Consider the following 13,908-nt stretch of genomic DNA (forward strand, 5'->3'; position numbering starts at 1 on the left):
AATCGGGAGAAACATTCTCATAAAAGAGTTTCCCCAAGAAATCAACCTTAGCGGGGAAAAACTTGATATTACGAGTATAGGAGTAAACGACATATTTGTTATCGATACATTTTATTAAATTAGAGGGGAGTTTTCCCCTCTTCTAATAAACAAATTATGAAATATATATTACTATTTTTGACAATCTCTTTTACTTGTTGTACAACAAGTAATTTTTTCAATAGTAAAAACATCATTATTGATAAATTTCCTAAAGACACCACACTCTTTGGAGAAAAAATTAATATTGAAAGTATTGGTACGAACTATTTAATAATTATAGACACTTTACTTATATGTTTTAAAGCTCAAGGGGTAGATAATTATTTCGACATATATAGTACAAACACTCTAAATAAACTTGGAGCCTGTTTAACTACGGGGAGAGGTCCAAACGAATTTCTTTCGATACAATATAATGGCCAATATTTCAATGATTCTTTAGGCATTCGCATGTGGCTCAAAGATGATGCAAATTTAAAAATAAGTTTATTCAATCTTTCCGAATCAATTAAACAAGAAAAAACTATAATAGATTCTTGTATATATCTAGACAGGGTTCAAGAAGGGTATGGTTTTCTAATTAACGATACATTAATAAATATTGACCCATATCCCGAAAACGTATTTTTCAAAACATACGAATTATCTACAGATAAACTTTTAGAACCGATCAAAATGTTCAAAAACCCATATCCCAATCATAGTTATCAAGACCAAATATTCGCTATGACAACAACTTTGCGTCCTAATAATAAACGCTTTGCATCTTCAATGATTTTTTTTAATCAAATAAATATTTATTCGTCAAACTTTAAATCTAGAAAATCTCTTTCTATATATACTCCAACCTCCTCCATTAAACAAGTTCTAAATACCCCTCGTGAAGAACGAATCGTATATTATTCTTTGGTAGGATCTACCATGAAATATATATATGCTTTATATATAAACCAACCCAATTCCTCTTGGGACACACCTAGAAAAATTGAAATACATATTTTTGATTGGGACGGCATACCCATTCAAAAATTAATAATTCCTCAAAATATTATATACTTTACAATAGACGAAAAACATAAACAACTATTAGGAATCACATCCGATGAAGAAATATACAAATATGATATTAGCATGTGTATATAATATGATGATCTACATCATATTATTCTCCTGTTCTTACCTAGAATCAAAAGAAGATGCAAGAACAATTGTAAAAAAGTGGCTTAATCAAGAAATTACACTTCTTGATTCGATCAATACAACAAGTCAAGATTCTCTTTGGCAATTTATGCTAAAAAAAGAATTCAAAATTCTAACAGTAATAGATACAAATATATGTACTGAATGTAGATTAAATTTCAGAATTTGCAACCAGTTAGTAATCAATATTTTATATTTAGTAAGTCAGAAATATGGTCGTTATCTTTAATGGAACATTCTAAAGGATGAAGATTTAACGTTTTTATTGATTCTTAACTCATTTGGAGCGTTAATTTGGGCGGTTTCTTCTTCTTTCAGTGCAATTTACTTCTGATATTCCACTTCTTTTTTGCTTATTCCCATAAGCATTGCAAATGTACTACATTTTGTTCGATATTCCTTGTCTTTGAGTTTACTATAAGAGATAATTGTCTGATGCTATCATATCTTATCAGAATACTGTTGCGTACATATCCTCCTACAAAAGATTTTAAAACAGTAAACATCAAATCTTCCTGCGACTATATACTACCTCTATTATGCTGTTGTATATCTTGGTACGAATCATCTCCAAGTCAATTTTCTTATCGGTAGTACCAAACAGCCTTGTGCCGTTACCGAGAAGAACTGGTATAATCGCCAGATGATAAATGTCTATTTAATTGTTTGCGATGAGTTGTTGCGCCACTTCTGCACCTCCGCAAATCCACACATCTTTACCCGATTTCAGTTTCAACTCTTCTACCAGTCTGCATACATTCGCATTCCTGAAACGGATATTTTCTTGTTAACTTCTTCACTGTGATGAGTCAATATGTATGTCATCACTTCCCCGTAGGGCCATTGTTCGGGAGAAAGTTCGGTCACAATTTGGTTGTAGGTTCTTTTTCCCATAATGCCCCTCCACACCACTGAAGAATGGAGTAAAGGTGTCTTCTATCTCCACGTTTTTATCTTGTCAGCTCATCCATTCAACGGAATCTTCGCTGTCGGCGATATAGCCATCCAGACTGACGGCAATATAAAGGATTACTTTTCTCATAGGCTGTATTATTGTAAAAAAAGGCAGCACCATTTCAAACTGTTTATTTATTGTAAGGATGTTCTTGCTCTTGCTTGATTTATCCATTGGTTCTAAGCAATTCTTCAATCCTTCCTTTCATAAACCCGATAAGCGCGATTGTTTCATTTTCCATTGTTTTCCATTCGTCAGACAAGTTTCCTAAATAAGCTTCCTTTGCCGTTTTCAACAGGGAAGAAAAAGTTTCTGGCAATTTCGGAATCACCCACTCTGCAGCAACATCTTTTGTTGTCACGTCTTCTGTTTCTAATGTAAACCACATGCGGGATAGCGTCAATAGCACATTCCTTTCATCCCCCTTAAAATTGGAAATCAAACCGGGTAAGGAAAATTGAATAGCCTTTTGTATTTCGCAAAACGGAATCCGGATAATAAGTTTCTTACAATCAACACCTTTCAGGGTTATACTGCTTTTTCTTGCCTGCCATAATAGAATCGCTATATCAGGGTCAAAACAAGCCTGCGGAATCATTCCGGCTTCCATTTCTTTCCGAAGCCACTCCCCATACATATACTCGCATTTGGGTGGAAACTGCCACGGAATAATGTTTTTTTGATTGATGACAGTTATCTCCAATGGTCTTTTTTCGGCGCAACCTACGAAGCCGGAAATTTCCAATAATTGCTTGGTCAACTCCTTCCTCGTTGAAAGATTCAATTCTTGCCCGGTTATTATCAATATATCTATGTCACTGTCCGGACGCAATTTATTCATTGTCGCAGAGCCATATAAATACATTCCCAATATTTGCCCCTGTAATAGGGTTTCTGCTATGGAAACGACTTGATTCACTTGTTGTGGAATTTTATTCCAATTGTTTATTATATTTACCATACAGATTTGTTTCCTTTATTCTTTGATTAATAAAACAGCGTCAAATGCCAGTTCCAAAGCGATGGATACACTTGCTTTTCCCCATTCTCTTTCTTGGTATTTATGAGGATTCGAGAGCGTGTCGGCTGTAAAAAGCAACATAGCACATATTACATCTCTAAATTCTGCACATGCAGCCAGTGCAGAACATTCCATTTCCACTACCTGACAGCCTTCCTCTTTACGATATTGCACCATTTTCGGTGTTTCTCGATAAAAACCGTCTGTTGTCCATGTCTTGACTTCCAAATATGGGATTTTCTTTTGATTTAAAGCAGATTTGATTGCACTTGTTCCAGCTTTTGAAATCTTTATTTCTCTGGATGGCGGAAGATAATGGTAAGAAGTTCCCTCATCTCTCAATGCAGAAACAGGTATTAAGAATCTGTTCTCCGGTATATCCTCCAATACACCGCAAGAACCGACAGAAATAATTTCTGTCACACCTCCTGCTATTAAATACTCTAAAATCCGGACTGCAGCAGCGCTCCCAACCGGAGCTGGACATAAACATATCTTTTCGTGATTATGAAAGCATTCATAGATAGGATATAATTTTGTTACACTCTCAAATTCATCAATCTGTATTCCACCGTGGGCAAGTGCATACTTTTCCACTTCGTCCCCTAAAAATGCAAATACAGCTTTTTTAGGAAAGTACTTTTTTCCGTTTCCCGGCTGAAAGATTGCTTTTGATGCGGTATCGTATTCTAAAATAGGATAATCATGCTTTACTAATACCATATTATTTTCTCCAATAAAAATTTTCTTTCTCACATTTTCTGCATCTATTTTTTACAAAGTTACTCTTTTATTTGGTATACGCCGATAAACTCTTCGTATTTTGAGCGTATTCCTTCGTGAAGCTATCTTTTATCTTCTCATCGAAAAACCTCTCTTCTGTTGTTGGTCGTACTGTCCTTCCATCACGTTATCAACTTCTCGTCTGGCTTTGATTTGTTCCCGGCTATCCAAATTCCCTTTTTGCTTGGCAGAGAAGTACAGGAAATCCCCTGCCGCCTGATGTGATTGTCTGTCATCTCCGAACAGGTTAAGGGCGTTCTTGATGTCAGATACCTGTTCCGTATCAAAACGAGGCTTGTAATAATCACGGGCGAAACGGATGATACTGTGTACCGCCTTACGGAAGATGTCGCTCGTTTTGAGTAGCAGGAAACTGAGACAACCGATGATATGGCTTTGCCATGCAATCCGGTTTTTAAGCCTTGTGGTTTCCTGTGCATGTTCCGTTTCCTTGCGGTTCAGTTCGGACCGGTGTTTGGCCTCCAGTTGCATCAGTTCACGGCTATGGTCGTTCTGTATGGTCTGGATTCTGTCCTGCAACTGCTCGATAGTTTCCTTGTGCGTGGAAATCTCACAGCGCAAATCCTCTATTTCATTTTTCAGGGCTTTCGATTTCCCGGTAGCCCAGCCAACAGCGGCGTTCAGAAGCTCGCTTCCTTTTTCCTTGTTCAGTCTGGAGCGTTTCTCGCTGATAGCCCTGTCAAGATCTTCACTCTGCCGTTCCTTTTCATTTGCCTTTTCGATAAGGGCGTTGGTAATGCTTTCCGTTTCCTGCATCTTTTTGTTCGCCATTTCCAGCTGATGTTCCCGGTATTGCCTCGTGGCATCAAGCCGCTTCATTTCCTCCTTCTGCTTCCCAATAATAAAGTCGTTACGTTCCTGATGTTCCTTGCCTGTAACAGCCTTTGACTGCCCACGCTCCATCAGAAGTATGTCGGATGCCAGATTCTGCATTTCTGTCATATCCTCGTCATTGAGCTTGCGGCTCTTGCCTGTGTCATGGTTCATCCAGTCAAAAACGATATGGGCATGGTAATTCGGCTTGAACCATCTTTCGCCGACTTTGAAACTCTCCCTGTCTTCCGCTTCCGGCTGACCGCTAAGCCAATGTCCCTCGTCCTTGTGCAGGAAGATCTGGAGCGGAGTGATGCCCCAGCGTCTCCGGCACTCCTCGCCAAACTTGCATACATCTGCCAGTGTCGTGTCCGGTCTGATGAGCAACACGCCCTCACGGATTGGCGAGCATCCAGCCACCTTGGTGATTTTCCCGTTCTTGCCTTTTCGTTCACGTTCCTTCTCCTGCATCGCACGTCCTGTCTTTTCCTTGACCATCCGCTTGATGTAGTCATAGTGCGCCTGCAGGTCGGGATTGCCGAAGCCCGGGTTTATCCACTGCTCGTTACCGGCAGTCAGTTCGGGTACGATGTAGATTTGAGACTTGCCGATATTGCGCATATACTCGACAGTTCTCCGGTTATGAGCCCCACTTGATGTGACTCTGCAGGGCTTGATATGTATGCTTGATTTTGTTGCCATATTCTTAAATTTTGATTCTGGTTGTCTGACTAAAGTTGTTAGCTGATGTCCGCTCATAGCCGCACAGGGTTCTTAGGGGTGTAACCCATAAGCGGAGATTGCAAAGAGAGGGTCACTCTTTGCTCTGGGTTCTCAGGGGAGAAACGCCCTGAGTGGGTTCTTAGGACAAAGTCCTAAGTGGGACGGGGCAAAGCCCAGCCCCTCGGGAGAGCCCACAACTACGAAAGCGGAGCGTGTAGTTATAGTGGGCTATATCAATGGCAAGCCATTGTCCGTACACTACAACCCCCGGTTTCCGCTCTCCTCCGTTAAGGAGGGTTTCCGTCACCGCTGCCGATTGAGGATGCACCGACTAGCACAAGCCCCAGATCATCTATCAGCTTTTGAAGGGCGGGGTTCTTTTCTATCATCCGTTGCAGGATTCTTTCCGCCTCCACCAGATGGTCGGCTGTACAATTTATCCTGCTTTCCCGTATCTGGAAGATTATCCAATCGGCTATGTCGATATGGGCTGCCTTCTGTTCCGGCGTTGCGTTCTTCTCTATGAGGTCAGACACCATCACCTTGCAGAAGGTCATGCCGTCGGCACGCTCTTTCCATTCGGCATAGGCATCGGCATCCGGAAAGAGAAGCACGGTCCGCCCGGTCAGCACACGGAGCTTTTCCTCCCGCAACTGGCTTTTGCCTCCTGCCGCCAGCCATACATAGCCGGGGAAGAGGGCGGATCCGATAACGGCACTCTTCTCGGATTCTACCAGAACCGTCACCTTGTCAGGATAGACATTCAGCAGGTGTTCCCCGAAAAGGCATTGGGAAAGCTGCCATTCCTCCGCCAATACCCGTTGCCTTTTCAGTATGCTGTGTATCCAGTTCACTGCCGATGTCTGTCCGTCCTTTACACGGTGTCCGTCCCCGGGATTGTACTGCATCACCTTGCCTGTCCGCACCTTGTTCTCCCGGTCAATCTGCCAGAAGATGACCGCACAGTCACGGGTTGCTCCCAGACGGTAATCCTCCATTAACCTTTTCAGTACTTCCTTTGCCTTGCAGCCGTAATAGGAATCAAGCAGCGCTGAAAGGAAGCGGCAGAAGTTGCTATGCACGCTCTGCGATTTCTCCACATAGTGTGGCGGTATGTAACCGATGGCTGTCTGTTGCAGCGGTTGCTTGGGCTTCTGCGCCATACATTGTCTGCCGGAAGAGAAATCACCGGCAGTCCGGCATTCGGGGTGGTCGTGAAAATACTGTCTGGGCGTATAATGATACCCGCAGCCGCTTTCGTGGTTGCATCTGCCGACTGACGGGTGAAGGGGCGTACCGCTTTCGTCCACGTAGTAGGCAAAGGAACGTCTGTCCCCGCAATTCGGACAGGTATGCCGTGTTGACATTCCTTTATATTTCTGTAATGAATAGTTGCTCATGACTTTTTTTTATGATTGGTTTTCTACTGTTTGTCCCGCTGTCCCACTGTCCCGTCCCCTAAAGGCTGGGACACTTGGGACACCCCGGGACACACTGGAAAATCAGGACCCGGTTTGTATGCTCACATGCTCTGCAAATGATATGGTCAGCTGGCATACAGCCGTGTACAGGCTGCTTTTTCATGGTTTGTCCTCCTTTTCATGTCCTGCAAACAGCTCCGCCTGCCTTGCTTCTCCAGCTGTCCCGCTTGTCCCATCTGTCCCATGCTGTCCCACCTGTCCCATTGTCCCGTTCTCCTTGGGACGGGACAGCGGGACACCCGGGACGGCTGCGTTCCTGTCCTCCTTGCTGCGCTGGATTATCCGGCTGACGGTGGACTTGCCGCAATTGACCTGCGAGGCTATCTCCCGGACTGACTTCCCGGATTGGGACAGTTGCAGGATCAGGCAATCCCTTTGTTCCGATTCGTTGTCACCCGGTTTCTTCAGGTGTTCCTTTTCGGTTGAATAGCCCCTGAACACGAATTGCAGGAAGGCGTCCGTTTTCTCAATCTCATAGACAATCACATTGTCGGCATCATACGAGAATGTCCCGTAACGGACCTTGAGCTGCTTCACATAGCGGAGTCCCCCGTCCAGTGCGCTTTTCCCGATGACAAACACGCTGTCAAAGAAATTGTAGAGCCGCTTGCTTCCGGCAAGGTCATTGGACGTGATGGGACAGTCCAGTGAACGCTTGGGTGTGTGTGCCAGGACAAGGATGGAAAGCCCGTATCTTTTTTTGAGATTGTTGAGCTGTATCATCAGCCGTCCCGCCGCATCGCCTTTCTCCATGGCACAGCACAGGTAAGTAAGGTTGTCAACGATGAAGATCCTGCAGCGGGTCTGCTGTGCCATCTGTTCAATGCTGCCGATGATTGTCCCTTCAAAGTCGGCATCCAGAAGGGCGTCACAGTCAAGCGATACCCGGTACAGCCTTTCGGGAAAAATGTAAGGCTTTCCGTACTCGTCGGTATAGCGGAGCTGGAACTGCTTTTCTGACAGTTCAAAGTCCAGATAAAGCACGTTGTCAGTCCGGGCTATACGGTCGGCTATCTGGACGGCAAGGATGGATTTCCCCACGTTGGAATCCGCAAAGAGGCAGGACAGTTCCCCCTCGTACCAGAAGCTGTCCCACAACGCACGGGGCGTGGGCAGCTGCGATGCTTCGAGTATAGTCCGGTTGGCGGTCTTTATGCTCATCACGCCGATATTTTCCGGCATACCGTTCTGCATCTGGGCTGCCCTCGTCAGGTCGCCATGTATCATGCTGATATAGTTCTTGTCCTCTTCCATGGCTCTTACCAGTTACGTTGGCCGGGCTTGCGACGGTGGGAGGAGGACATGGATTCGCTGAGTTCCTCATCGGACAGGGGTACGGGATTCTTGCGGGAGGATTCCAGCCATCTGTCCAGTTCGTCACGGTAAAGGCAATAGCGTTTGCCGGGCTTGGTGGCCGGAATGCTTCCGTCCGACAGTTTCATGTAGAGCGTTCCCTTGGGAATACCGAGATATTCCGCCGCTTCATCCACAGACATGGGGACATGGGTGTCCACCGTCTTTGCATTGTTCACACTGCGCTGCTCGGTAAGCAGGCTTCTCAAGCTCATCACTTCGTCCCGAAGCTGGGCTACGACCTCGGGAAGGTCGTTGAATGTAATCACTGTTTTTTCCATTTGCGTACTCGCCTCTTTTGTAAGGCTTGGCGCAAAGGACCGCAATGATATGACCGTGAATATCTTCACGGGAGGTCATTGCAAAATAATTCCCGAATAACGATGCCCAACCGTGAATGACGGGCAAAGTTATTCGGGAAATAATGGAATACAGGCTGTTACGTGTTGCCTGATACTTGTCGTTATTGCTGTTATATCCCCGGGAAACGGTCAACTGTTCACTTCCCGTGCATAATCTTCGGGATAATGGAAGTCCAGACTGTCGTTTTCGGGTTCGTCAATGGGAATCAGCGTCTTTGACGGATCGACCTTGAAGTTCTTTATGGTCGCTATATCCGTGTCGGCAAACTCACGTGGAAAAAGGGTCTTGATAAAATTGGCACGGTTGTCCCCGTTGTAGTATTTTTTGTACATGAAACGCTCGGAGATGTTCCACACGAAATGGCGGAGCGGAATGTTGGTAATCTCCCGGGTCAGCCGTCCTGTTATCGGCTTGGGCTTGTAGCTGTGAAGGCACATCCACTTGTTGACCTCGGCACAGATATGGTTGACGGTCTCCTTGTCGGCAATGCGGGGCATGACGAAGTGGATGTACTCCATGACAATGCGGATCCGTTCCGCCTCTTCCTGCTTCTGTCTGTCCTCATAGCTGGCACGGTTCTTTTCGTGAAGTTCCGGGGCAATGGCAATCTCTACCGGTTTTATATCCGGGGTTGCTTCCCCGCCTGTCGGCATCGGTGTCGGAGCTGCAGGTTCATTCGCATCCTGTGGCTGTTCTTCCTGAGCCTTTATGATTCCGGCAGATGCCTTTTTCTTGCCGGACTTGAGTTTCCAGATCTCGTATGAGTCGAAAATTACCGTCTGGAAAGAGAGATAGAGCAGCCACCCGAGAATGTTGCTGCATACAAAGACTATCAGCCTTACAAAATTGTCCTGATTGAAACTTGCGGAGACAATCAGTGTGATAAAAAAGGAAATCAGGCAGATGGCAACGCCGATGAATCCCAGAATGATGTATTTGTCCTTTATCGTTGGTTCCATATCGTTTTTTTCGGTTATTACTTGTAACTGTCAGGTCTTTGCAAATTTAATGGTATTCTTTCAATTATTGCTCATTAGCCTTGGTTGGCGGTTTCTTTTTCAATGTTTTTCACCAAAAGTCCGGAATCATACCAAAATATCATACGATAATGACTTTTTAAGGAATGGTGCCATCAGAAACAGAGGGAGCGGTTAAAGCCTTCACGCAATAACCGCTCCCTCTGAATATCCTGAAACAAGGCCTATGCCTCCTTGCGTTTCAGGGTTATCTTGTCCACCACGTCACACATCTGCTGTGCTGCCATCTTGGAATAGATCTGTGTGGTGGTAATGTTCTTGTGTCCCAGATAGGCTTGTATGACAGCCATGTCCGTACCCATTTCCACGTGCAGGCTTCCGAATGAATGCCGGGTGCAATGGAAGGTTATCTTCTTGGTTATGCCTGCCGCCGACAACCAACGCTTCAGGGGCCCCTGCAGCATCTTGTCCTTGAAGCCCTCGAAGATAAGCCCTTCATGCCGTTCCCCGAGCAGTCCGTAGGCTTCATCACTGATGGGGTTGTGAACAATCTGCTTCGTCTTCTGCATACGGGTGGTGACGAACATCTTGCCGTTGGTGTACGGCTGTATCTGCTGCCAGGTAAGCTGCCTGATGTCGCTCTTCCGCAATCCCGTCAGGCAGGCGAAAAGGAAAGCCCTTTTTAGAACCTCTTCCTCGCATGGCGTTTCGGCAAGCCGTATCAGTTCCTCCTGGCTCAGATGCTCTCTCATGGTGGGAATACTCTCTATGCGGTCCAGAAAGCCGTTGGGATTCTCCTTTATCTTCCTGTCACGGTAGGCCGTATGCAGGACGGCACGGAAAGCCGACCAGTAGCCCGCCGCAGAATTGATATGCAGCTTTTGGTTGGTGTGTATGGTCTGGGGAGCGTTCAGCAGGTACTCCATGAACTTGCGGCACAGGTCCACATCCACCTCTTCAAAGGTGCATTTGCCATTTACAAACCGTTCAAAGTGTTTGTAGACGTGCTGCCACTTGATATTCCTTCTGTCTGCCAGTTCCTTGAAGTAGGCGAGGAAATCCCCTTTCATCCTGGCCTTGTCAAAGAAACCGTTGTTCTCGTTGAAGATGGCTTCGTAACGCCTGTTGCGGAGTATCTCCGCCTTCTTCATCATGCGTGCGTTGAAATCACGCTCCTGCTGGTTGGCAGGTTTGGCAAAAATGTAAATACCCAGAGCTTCACGTGTTATCACTTTCATGGTGGTGTTGTCACGGTAGCCGGGATAATAGTCCAGACACAGCGAATACTGTGTACCGTTCTTGATCTTGCGCTTGCGCAAGGTTACTGTCTTGCATTTACTCATATTGGTGATGTTTTAACTGGTTGTACATTTCCGGAGGTGTCTCCGTGTTCACGGTGGCAAAGGAACAACGTGAAACAGCCGTGAATATCTCCACGTCAATCATTTTGAAATAATTTTCCGGTAATGGCGGTTGTTTGCGGTTATTTGTTCCTTTCAGCCATGACACGCTCCACATCGGAGCGCAGAAGCAGGTTCTTCACACCGACCTTTATCTTTTCGATGTGCTTAACCTTGACGATATGGCAGATGTTGGCTGAGGAAAGCCCGTAAATCTGCCGGACCTGTTCCACGGTGTAATAACGCTCGTCGTTCACAAGGTCAGTCCTGCGGAGTTCGTCCAAATGGGACTTGGAGTAATAGGTGCGGCCGTATTCTTTTTTGGTCGGTATCCTGTGCCGGTAGGCGTATGCCCGGAGTGCGGCAGGCTTCATGCCGAACTGCTCTTCCGCTTCTTCGGTCAGGAGCCAGTCGGTGATACTTTCCATATCAACTGCAACGCCAAAGAACTCGTCAACATGCTTCTTGCTGTAATAGTTCTTTCCAGCGATACGGCAGATGGGGATGCGGTTGCGTTTGGCGGTGGTATAGAGCCATGACTGCTTGACTTTATAAAGGGACATCACCTCTTCACCGGAATAGAAGTCCAAAATTTCATCGCCTTCCTTTTCCCTTTTTTCTTTTTTGGTCGGGAAAGAAGTTGAAGCGGATTTTTTCGGTGTGGAAGTGCTGCCGGGCAGGATGCGGTGGTAGGGATTGCCCTCCAGCATCCGCTCGATGTCGGCTCTGCGGATGAATGCCATGCGGTTGCTGATGCGTGAGGCTTTCAGCTTGCCCATGGCTACAAGTTTATAGATGTACTGTCGGGAACAGCCCATGAGTATGGCTGCTTTAGAAAAGGTGAGATACTCCTGATGCTGTATCTCCATGATTGGCCGGACGGCCTTGAAGAGGTTGTTCTTCTGTGTCATTCTGGCTCGCCGGGCTTCCGCCTGACAAACCTCGCTGCAATACCTTTGCATTCCGCTGCGGGTTACAAAGGATTTGCCGCAAAAACTGCATTTTCGGGTTGCTTTCATACTGCTTTATCGTTTACTGGTTCATTTCTTCAATCCTGTATTCCTGAAGTGGTGAACGGATGTAAACGGCAGTCAACGGTTGTCGCCTTTCTACACGATGTGACCGTCACTGAATGTTGGGGCGGATATTGTCGCTTGTCGTAAACGGTTGTAAACCCTTGTCAACTGTCTGCACGGTGTGACAAAAAACAAGCCCCGCAAATTCTCCACGTCAGAAATACGTCTCAAAAATATGTGGAAATTTGGGAAGCATCAAAAAGCAGCCGAAAAGTGTTAATTTTTAGAATATACTGATAATTAAAGGTTTATGCTTGGATATTTCTGATTGTTTTTGGTTGTTCTACGCTTCTAAATACAAATTATATGATTGGGGAAAATTAATTCGAGAAATAGATACTATCTCTCAAAACACGTCTTTTCTTTTCGTTGTACATGCTAAAGATTACGATATTGTCAATTCATGGATCAAAAAGAATAAATTCAGTTATCCTATATTTTATGACTATACCAATAAAATGAATATATTAAACAAATTTCCTAAAAATCCTCAATATCAAACATTTTTATTAGATAAGGATAATAAAATTCTATTAATCGGATCTCCTATTGGCAATCACCACATTTGGAATTTATACAAACAAATTATAAGAAAAGAACCTGAAACATTTCTTAAACCACCTCATTAAATTCTAACATTTAGGAAAACATTAGAAACAAACAAAATGAAATCATTAATTTACCCCATTATCATTTTAACCATCATATCCTGTTGGGTACAGGATATGATGATCGGGAGAAACATTCTCATAAAAGAGTTTCCCCAAGAAATCAACCTTAGCGGGGAAAAACTTGATATTACGAGTATAGGAGTAAACGACATATTTGTTGTCGATACATTCCTTATATGTTATAAAGCAATGGGACTTGATGAGTTTTTCGATATTTATAGTACAAACACTTACCAATCTCTAGGAAAATTTCTTTCCCCGGGCAGAGGTCCAAATGAATTCTTAAACGCAATATACATGGGGCAATATTCCAAAGATTCTTTAAATACATGCATGTGGGTAAAAGATGGTTCTCTTCTAAAACTCGTTTTATTTAACATCACTGAATCAATTCGTCAACAAAAAACAATTCTTAATAGTTGTGTTTATTTATCAGACGATTGTATTGGAGAAGGTTTTGTGCTTGGAGACACACTAATTAGCATCGTAAACTTTTCTTATAATCATATTCTAAGTACATACGATTTAAAAAATGATAGTCTTTTACAGCACCCAATTATCATGTTCAGTGATCCATTCAAAAATGTTAATCATTACCTATTTAACATGACGAATAAACTGCGATCCGATAATAAAAGATTTGTATCTGTCATGGCATATTTCAACCAAATAAATATATTCTCCCCACAATTCACGAATATCACGACTCTTTCTCTTTACGAACCAACCATTTCCATGAAGGAAATAAACCTTGTACCTGAAAGTGAAAGAATCAGATACTTCTCCGGCCTACAAATTACAGATTCTTCCATCTACACCTTATATATTAATCTCCCGACCCCAATCTATCGGGAACACGATAAAACAGTCGAAATACAACAATTTGATTGGGAAGGTACACCAATACGTAAATTTATCATTACTAATAGCATTATTAGTTTCGCCTTAGACTCCAAGAATAAATGTATATATGGTTTCAAAGACAACGAGAATATTTACAAATACGACATTAGTAACTATTTTTAAAAT

The 13,908-nt window shown here is 43.9% G+C and carries 12 protein-coding genes; 3 read left to right on the forward strand and 9 right to left on the reverse strand.

All coding sequences use genetic code 11. The features are described from left to right. Positions 1–156: 156 nt before the first annotated feature. Complete coding sequence (locus tag I2I33_RS02940; RefSeq protein ID WP_087420056.1) at positions 157–1,185, forward strand: BF3164 family lipoprotein; 1,029 nt, start codon at positions 157–159, stop codon at positions 1,183–1,185. A 1,178-nt stretch (positions 1,186–2,363) separates the two neighbouring features. Here the strand turns inward: I2I33_RS02940 and ant(9) are convergent. The 9 genes from ant(9) to I2I33_RS02990 all read right to left on the reverse strand — a co-directional run bounded on the left by ant(9) (position 2,364) and on the right by I2I33_RS02990 (position 12,151). After that, positions 2,364–3,158, reverse strand: a complete 795-nt coding sequence (gene ant(9), locus I2I33_RS02945) for an aminoglycoside nucleotidyltransferase ANT(9) (RefSeq protein WP_032585579.1) — start codon at positions 3,156–3,158, stop codon at positions 2,364–2,366. A 15-nt stretch (positions 3,159–3,173) separates the two neighbouring features. After that, on the reverse strand, positions 3,174–3,974 hold the full coding sequence (locus tag I2I33_RS02950) for a nucleoside phosphorylase (protein WP_227154497.1): 801 nt from the start codon (positions 3,972–3,974) through the stop codon (positions 3,174–3,176). A 96-nt stretch (positions 3,975–4,070) separates the two neighbouring features. Next, positions 4,071–5,537 carry a mobilization protein gene (locus I2I33_RS02955; protein ID WP_195335374.1) on the reverse strand — a complete coding sequence of 489 codons (1,467 nt, stop codon included), beginning with the start codon at positions 5,535–5,537 and terminating at the stop codon, positions 4,071–4,073. A gap of 308 nt (positions 5,538–5,845) precedes the next feature. Continuing rightward, entirely contained in the window at positions 5,846–6,958 is a 1,113-nt protein-coding gene (locus I2I33_RS02960) for a DUF6371 domain-containing protein (protein WP_032585574.1), read from the reverse strand. A 180-nt stretch (positions 6,959–7,138) separates the two neighbouring features. Then, the gene (locus tag I2I33_RS02965) at positions 7,139–8,293 is read right to left on the reverse strand and encodes an AAA family ATPase (RefSeq protein ID WP_032585572.1); all 1,155 of its coding nucleotides are present in this window, start codon (positions 8,291–8,293) and stop codon (positions 7,139–7,141) included. 5 nt (positions 8,294–8,298) lie between these two features. Continuing rightward, positions 8,299–8,673 (reverse strand): helix-turn-helix domain-containing protein, encoded by a 375-nt coding sequence (locus tag I2I33_RS02970; protein ID WP_008617280.1) that lies wholly within the window; start codon positions 8,671–8,673, stop codon positions 8,299–8,301. A gap of 210 nt (positions 8,674–8,883) precedes the next feature. After that, the gene (locus tag I2I33_RS02975; protein WP_032585570.1) at positions 8,884–9,714 is read right to left on the reverse strand and encodes a hypothetical protein; all 831 of its coding nucleotides are present in this window, start codon (positions 9,712–9,714) and stop codon (positions 8,884–8,886) included. 242 nt (positions 9,715–9,956) lie between these two features. Continuing rightward, positions 9,957–11,075: a tyrosine-type recombinase/integrase gene (locus tag I2I33_RS02980; RefSeq protein WP_032585568.1), complete on the reverse strand. Its 1,119-nt coding sequence runs from the start codon at positions 11,073–11,075 to the stop codon at positions 9,957–9,959. A 140-nt stretch (positions 11,076–11,215) separates the two neighbouring features. Beyond that, complete coding sequence (locus I2I33_RS02990; RefSeq protein WP_032585565.1) at positions 11,216–12,151, reverse strand: helix-turn-helix domain-containing protein; 936 nt, start codon at positions 12,149–12,151, stop codon at positions 11,216–11,218. A gap of 311 nt (positions 12,152–12,462) precedes the next feature. On the opposite strand from I2I33_RS02990, the gene I2I33_RS02995 reads away from it, so the two are divergent. Further along, a complete protein-coding gene (locus tag I2I33_RS02995; RefSeq protein ID WP_195666729.1) occupies positions 12,463–12,837 on the forward strand; it encodes a hypothetical protein in 375 nt (124 codons plus the stop codon). A gap of 36 nt (positions 12,838–12,873) precedes the next feature. Beyond that, positions 12,874–13,905 carry a BF3164 family lipoprotein gene (locus I2I33_RS03000; RefSeq protein WP_087420054.1) on the forward strand — a complete coding sequence of 344 codons (1,032 nt, stop codon included), beginning with the start codon at positions 12,874–12,876 and terminating at the stop codon, positions 13,903–13,905. Positions 13,906–13,908: the final 3 nt, after the last annotated feature.

Origin of the sequence: Butyricimonas sp. BSD2780061689_150309_C8 (genome assembly GCF_015560935.1) — a bacterium.
GTDB classification, from domain to species: domain Bacteria; phylum Bacteroidota; class Bacteroidia; order Bacteroidales; family Marinifilaceae; genus Butyricimonas; species Butyricimonas paravirosa.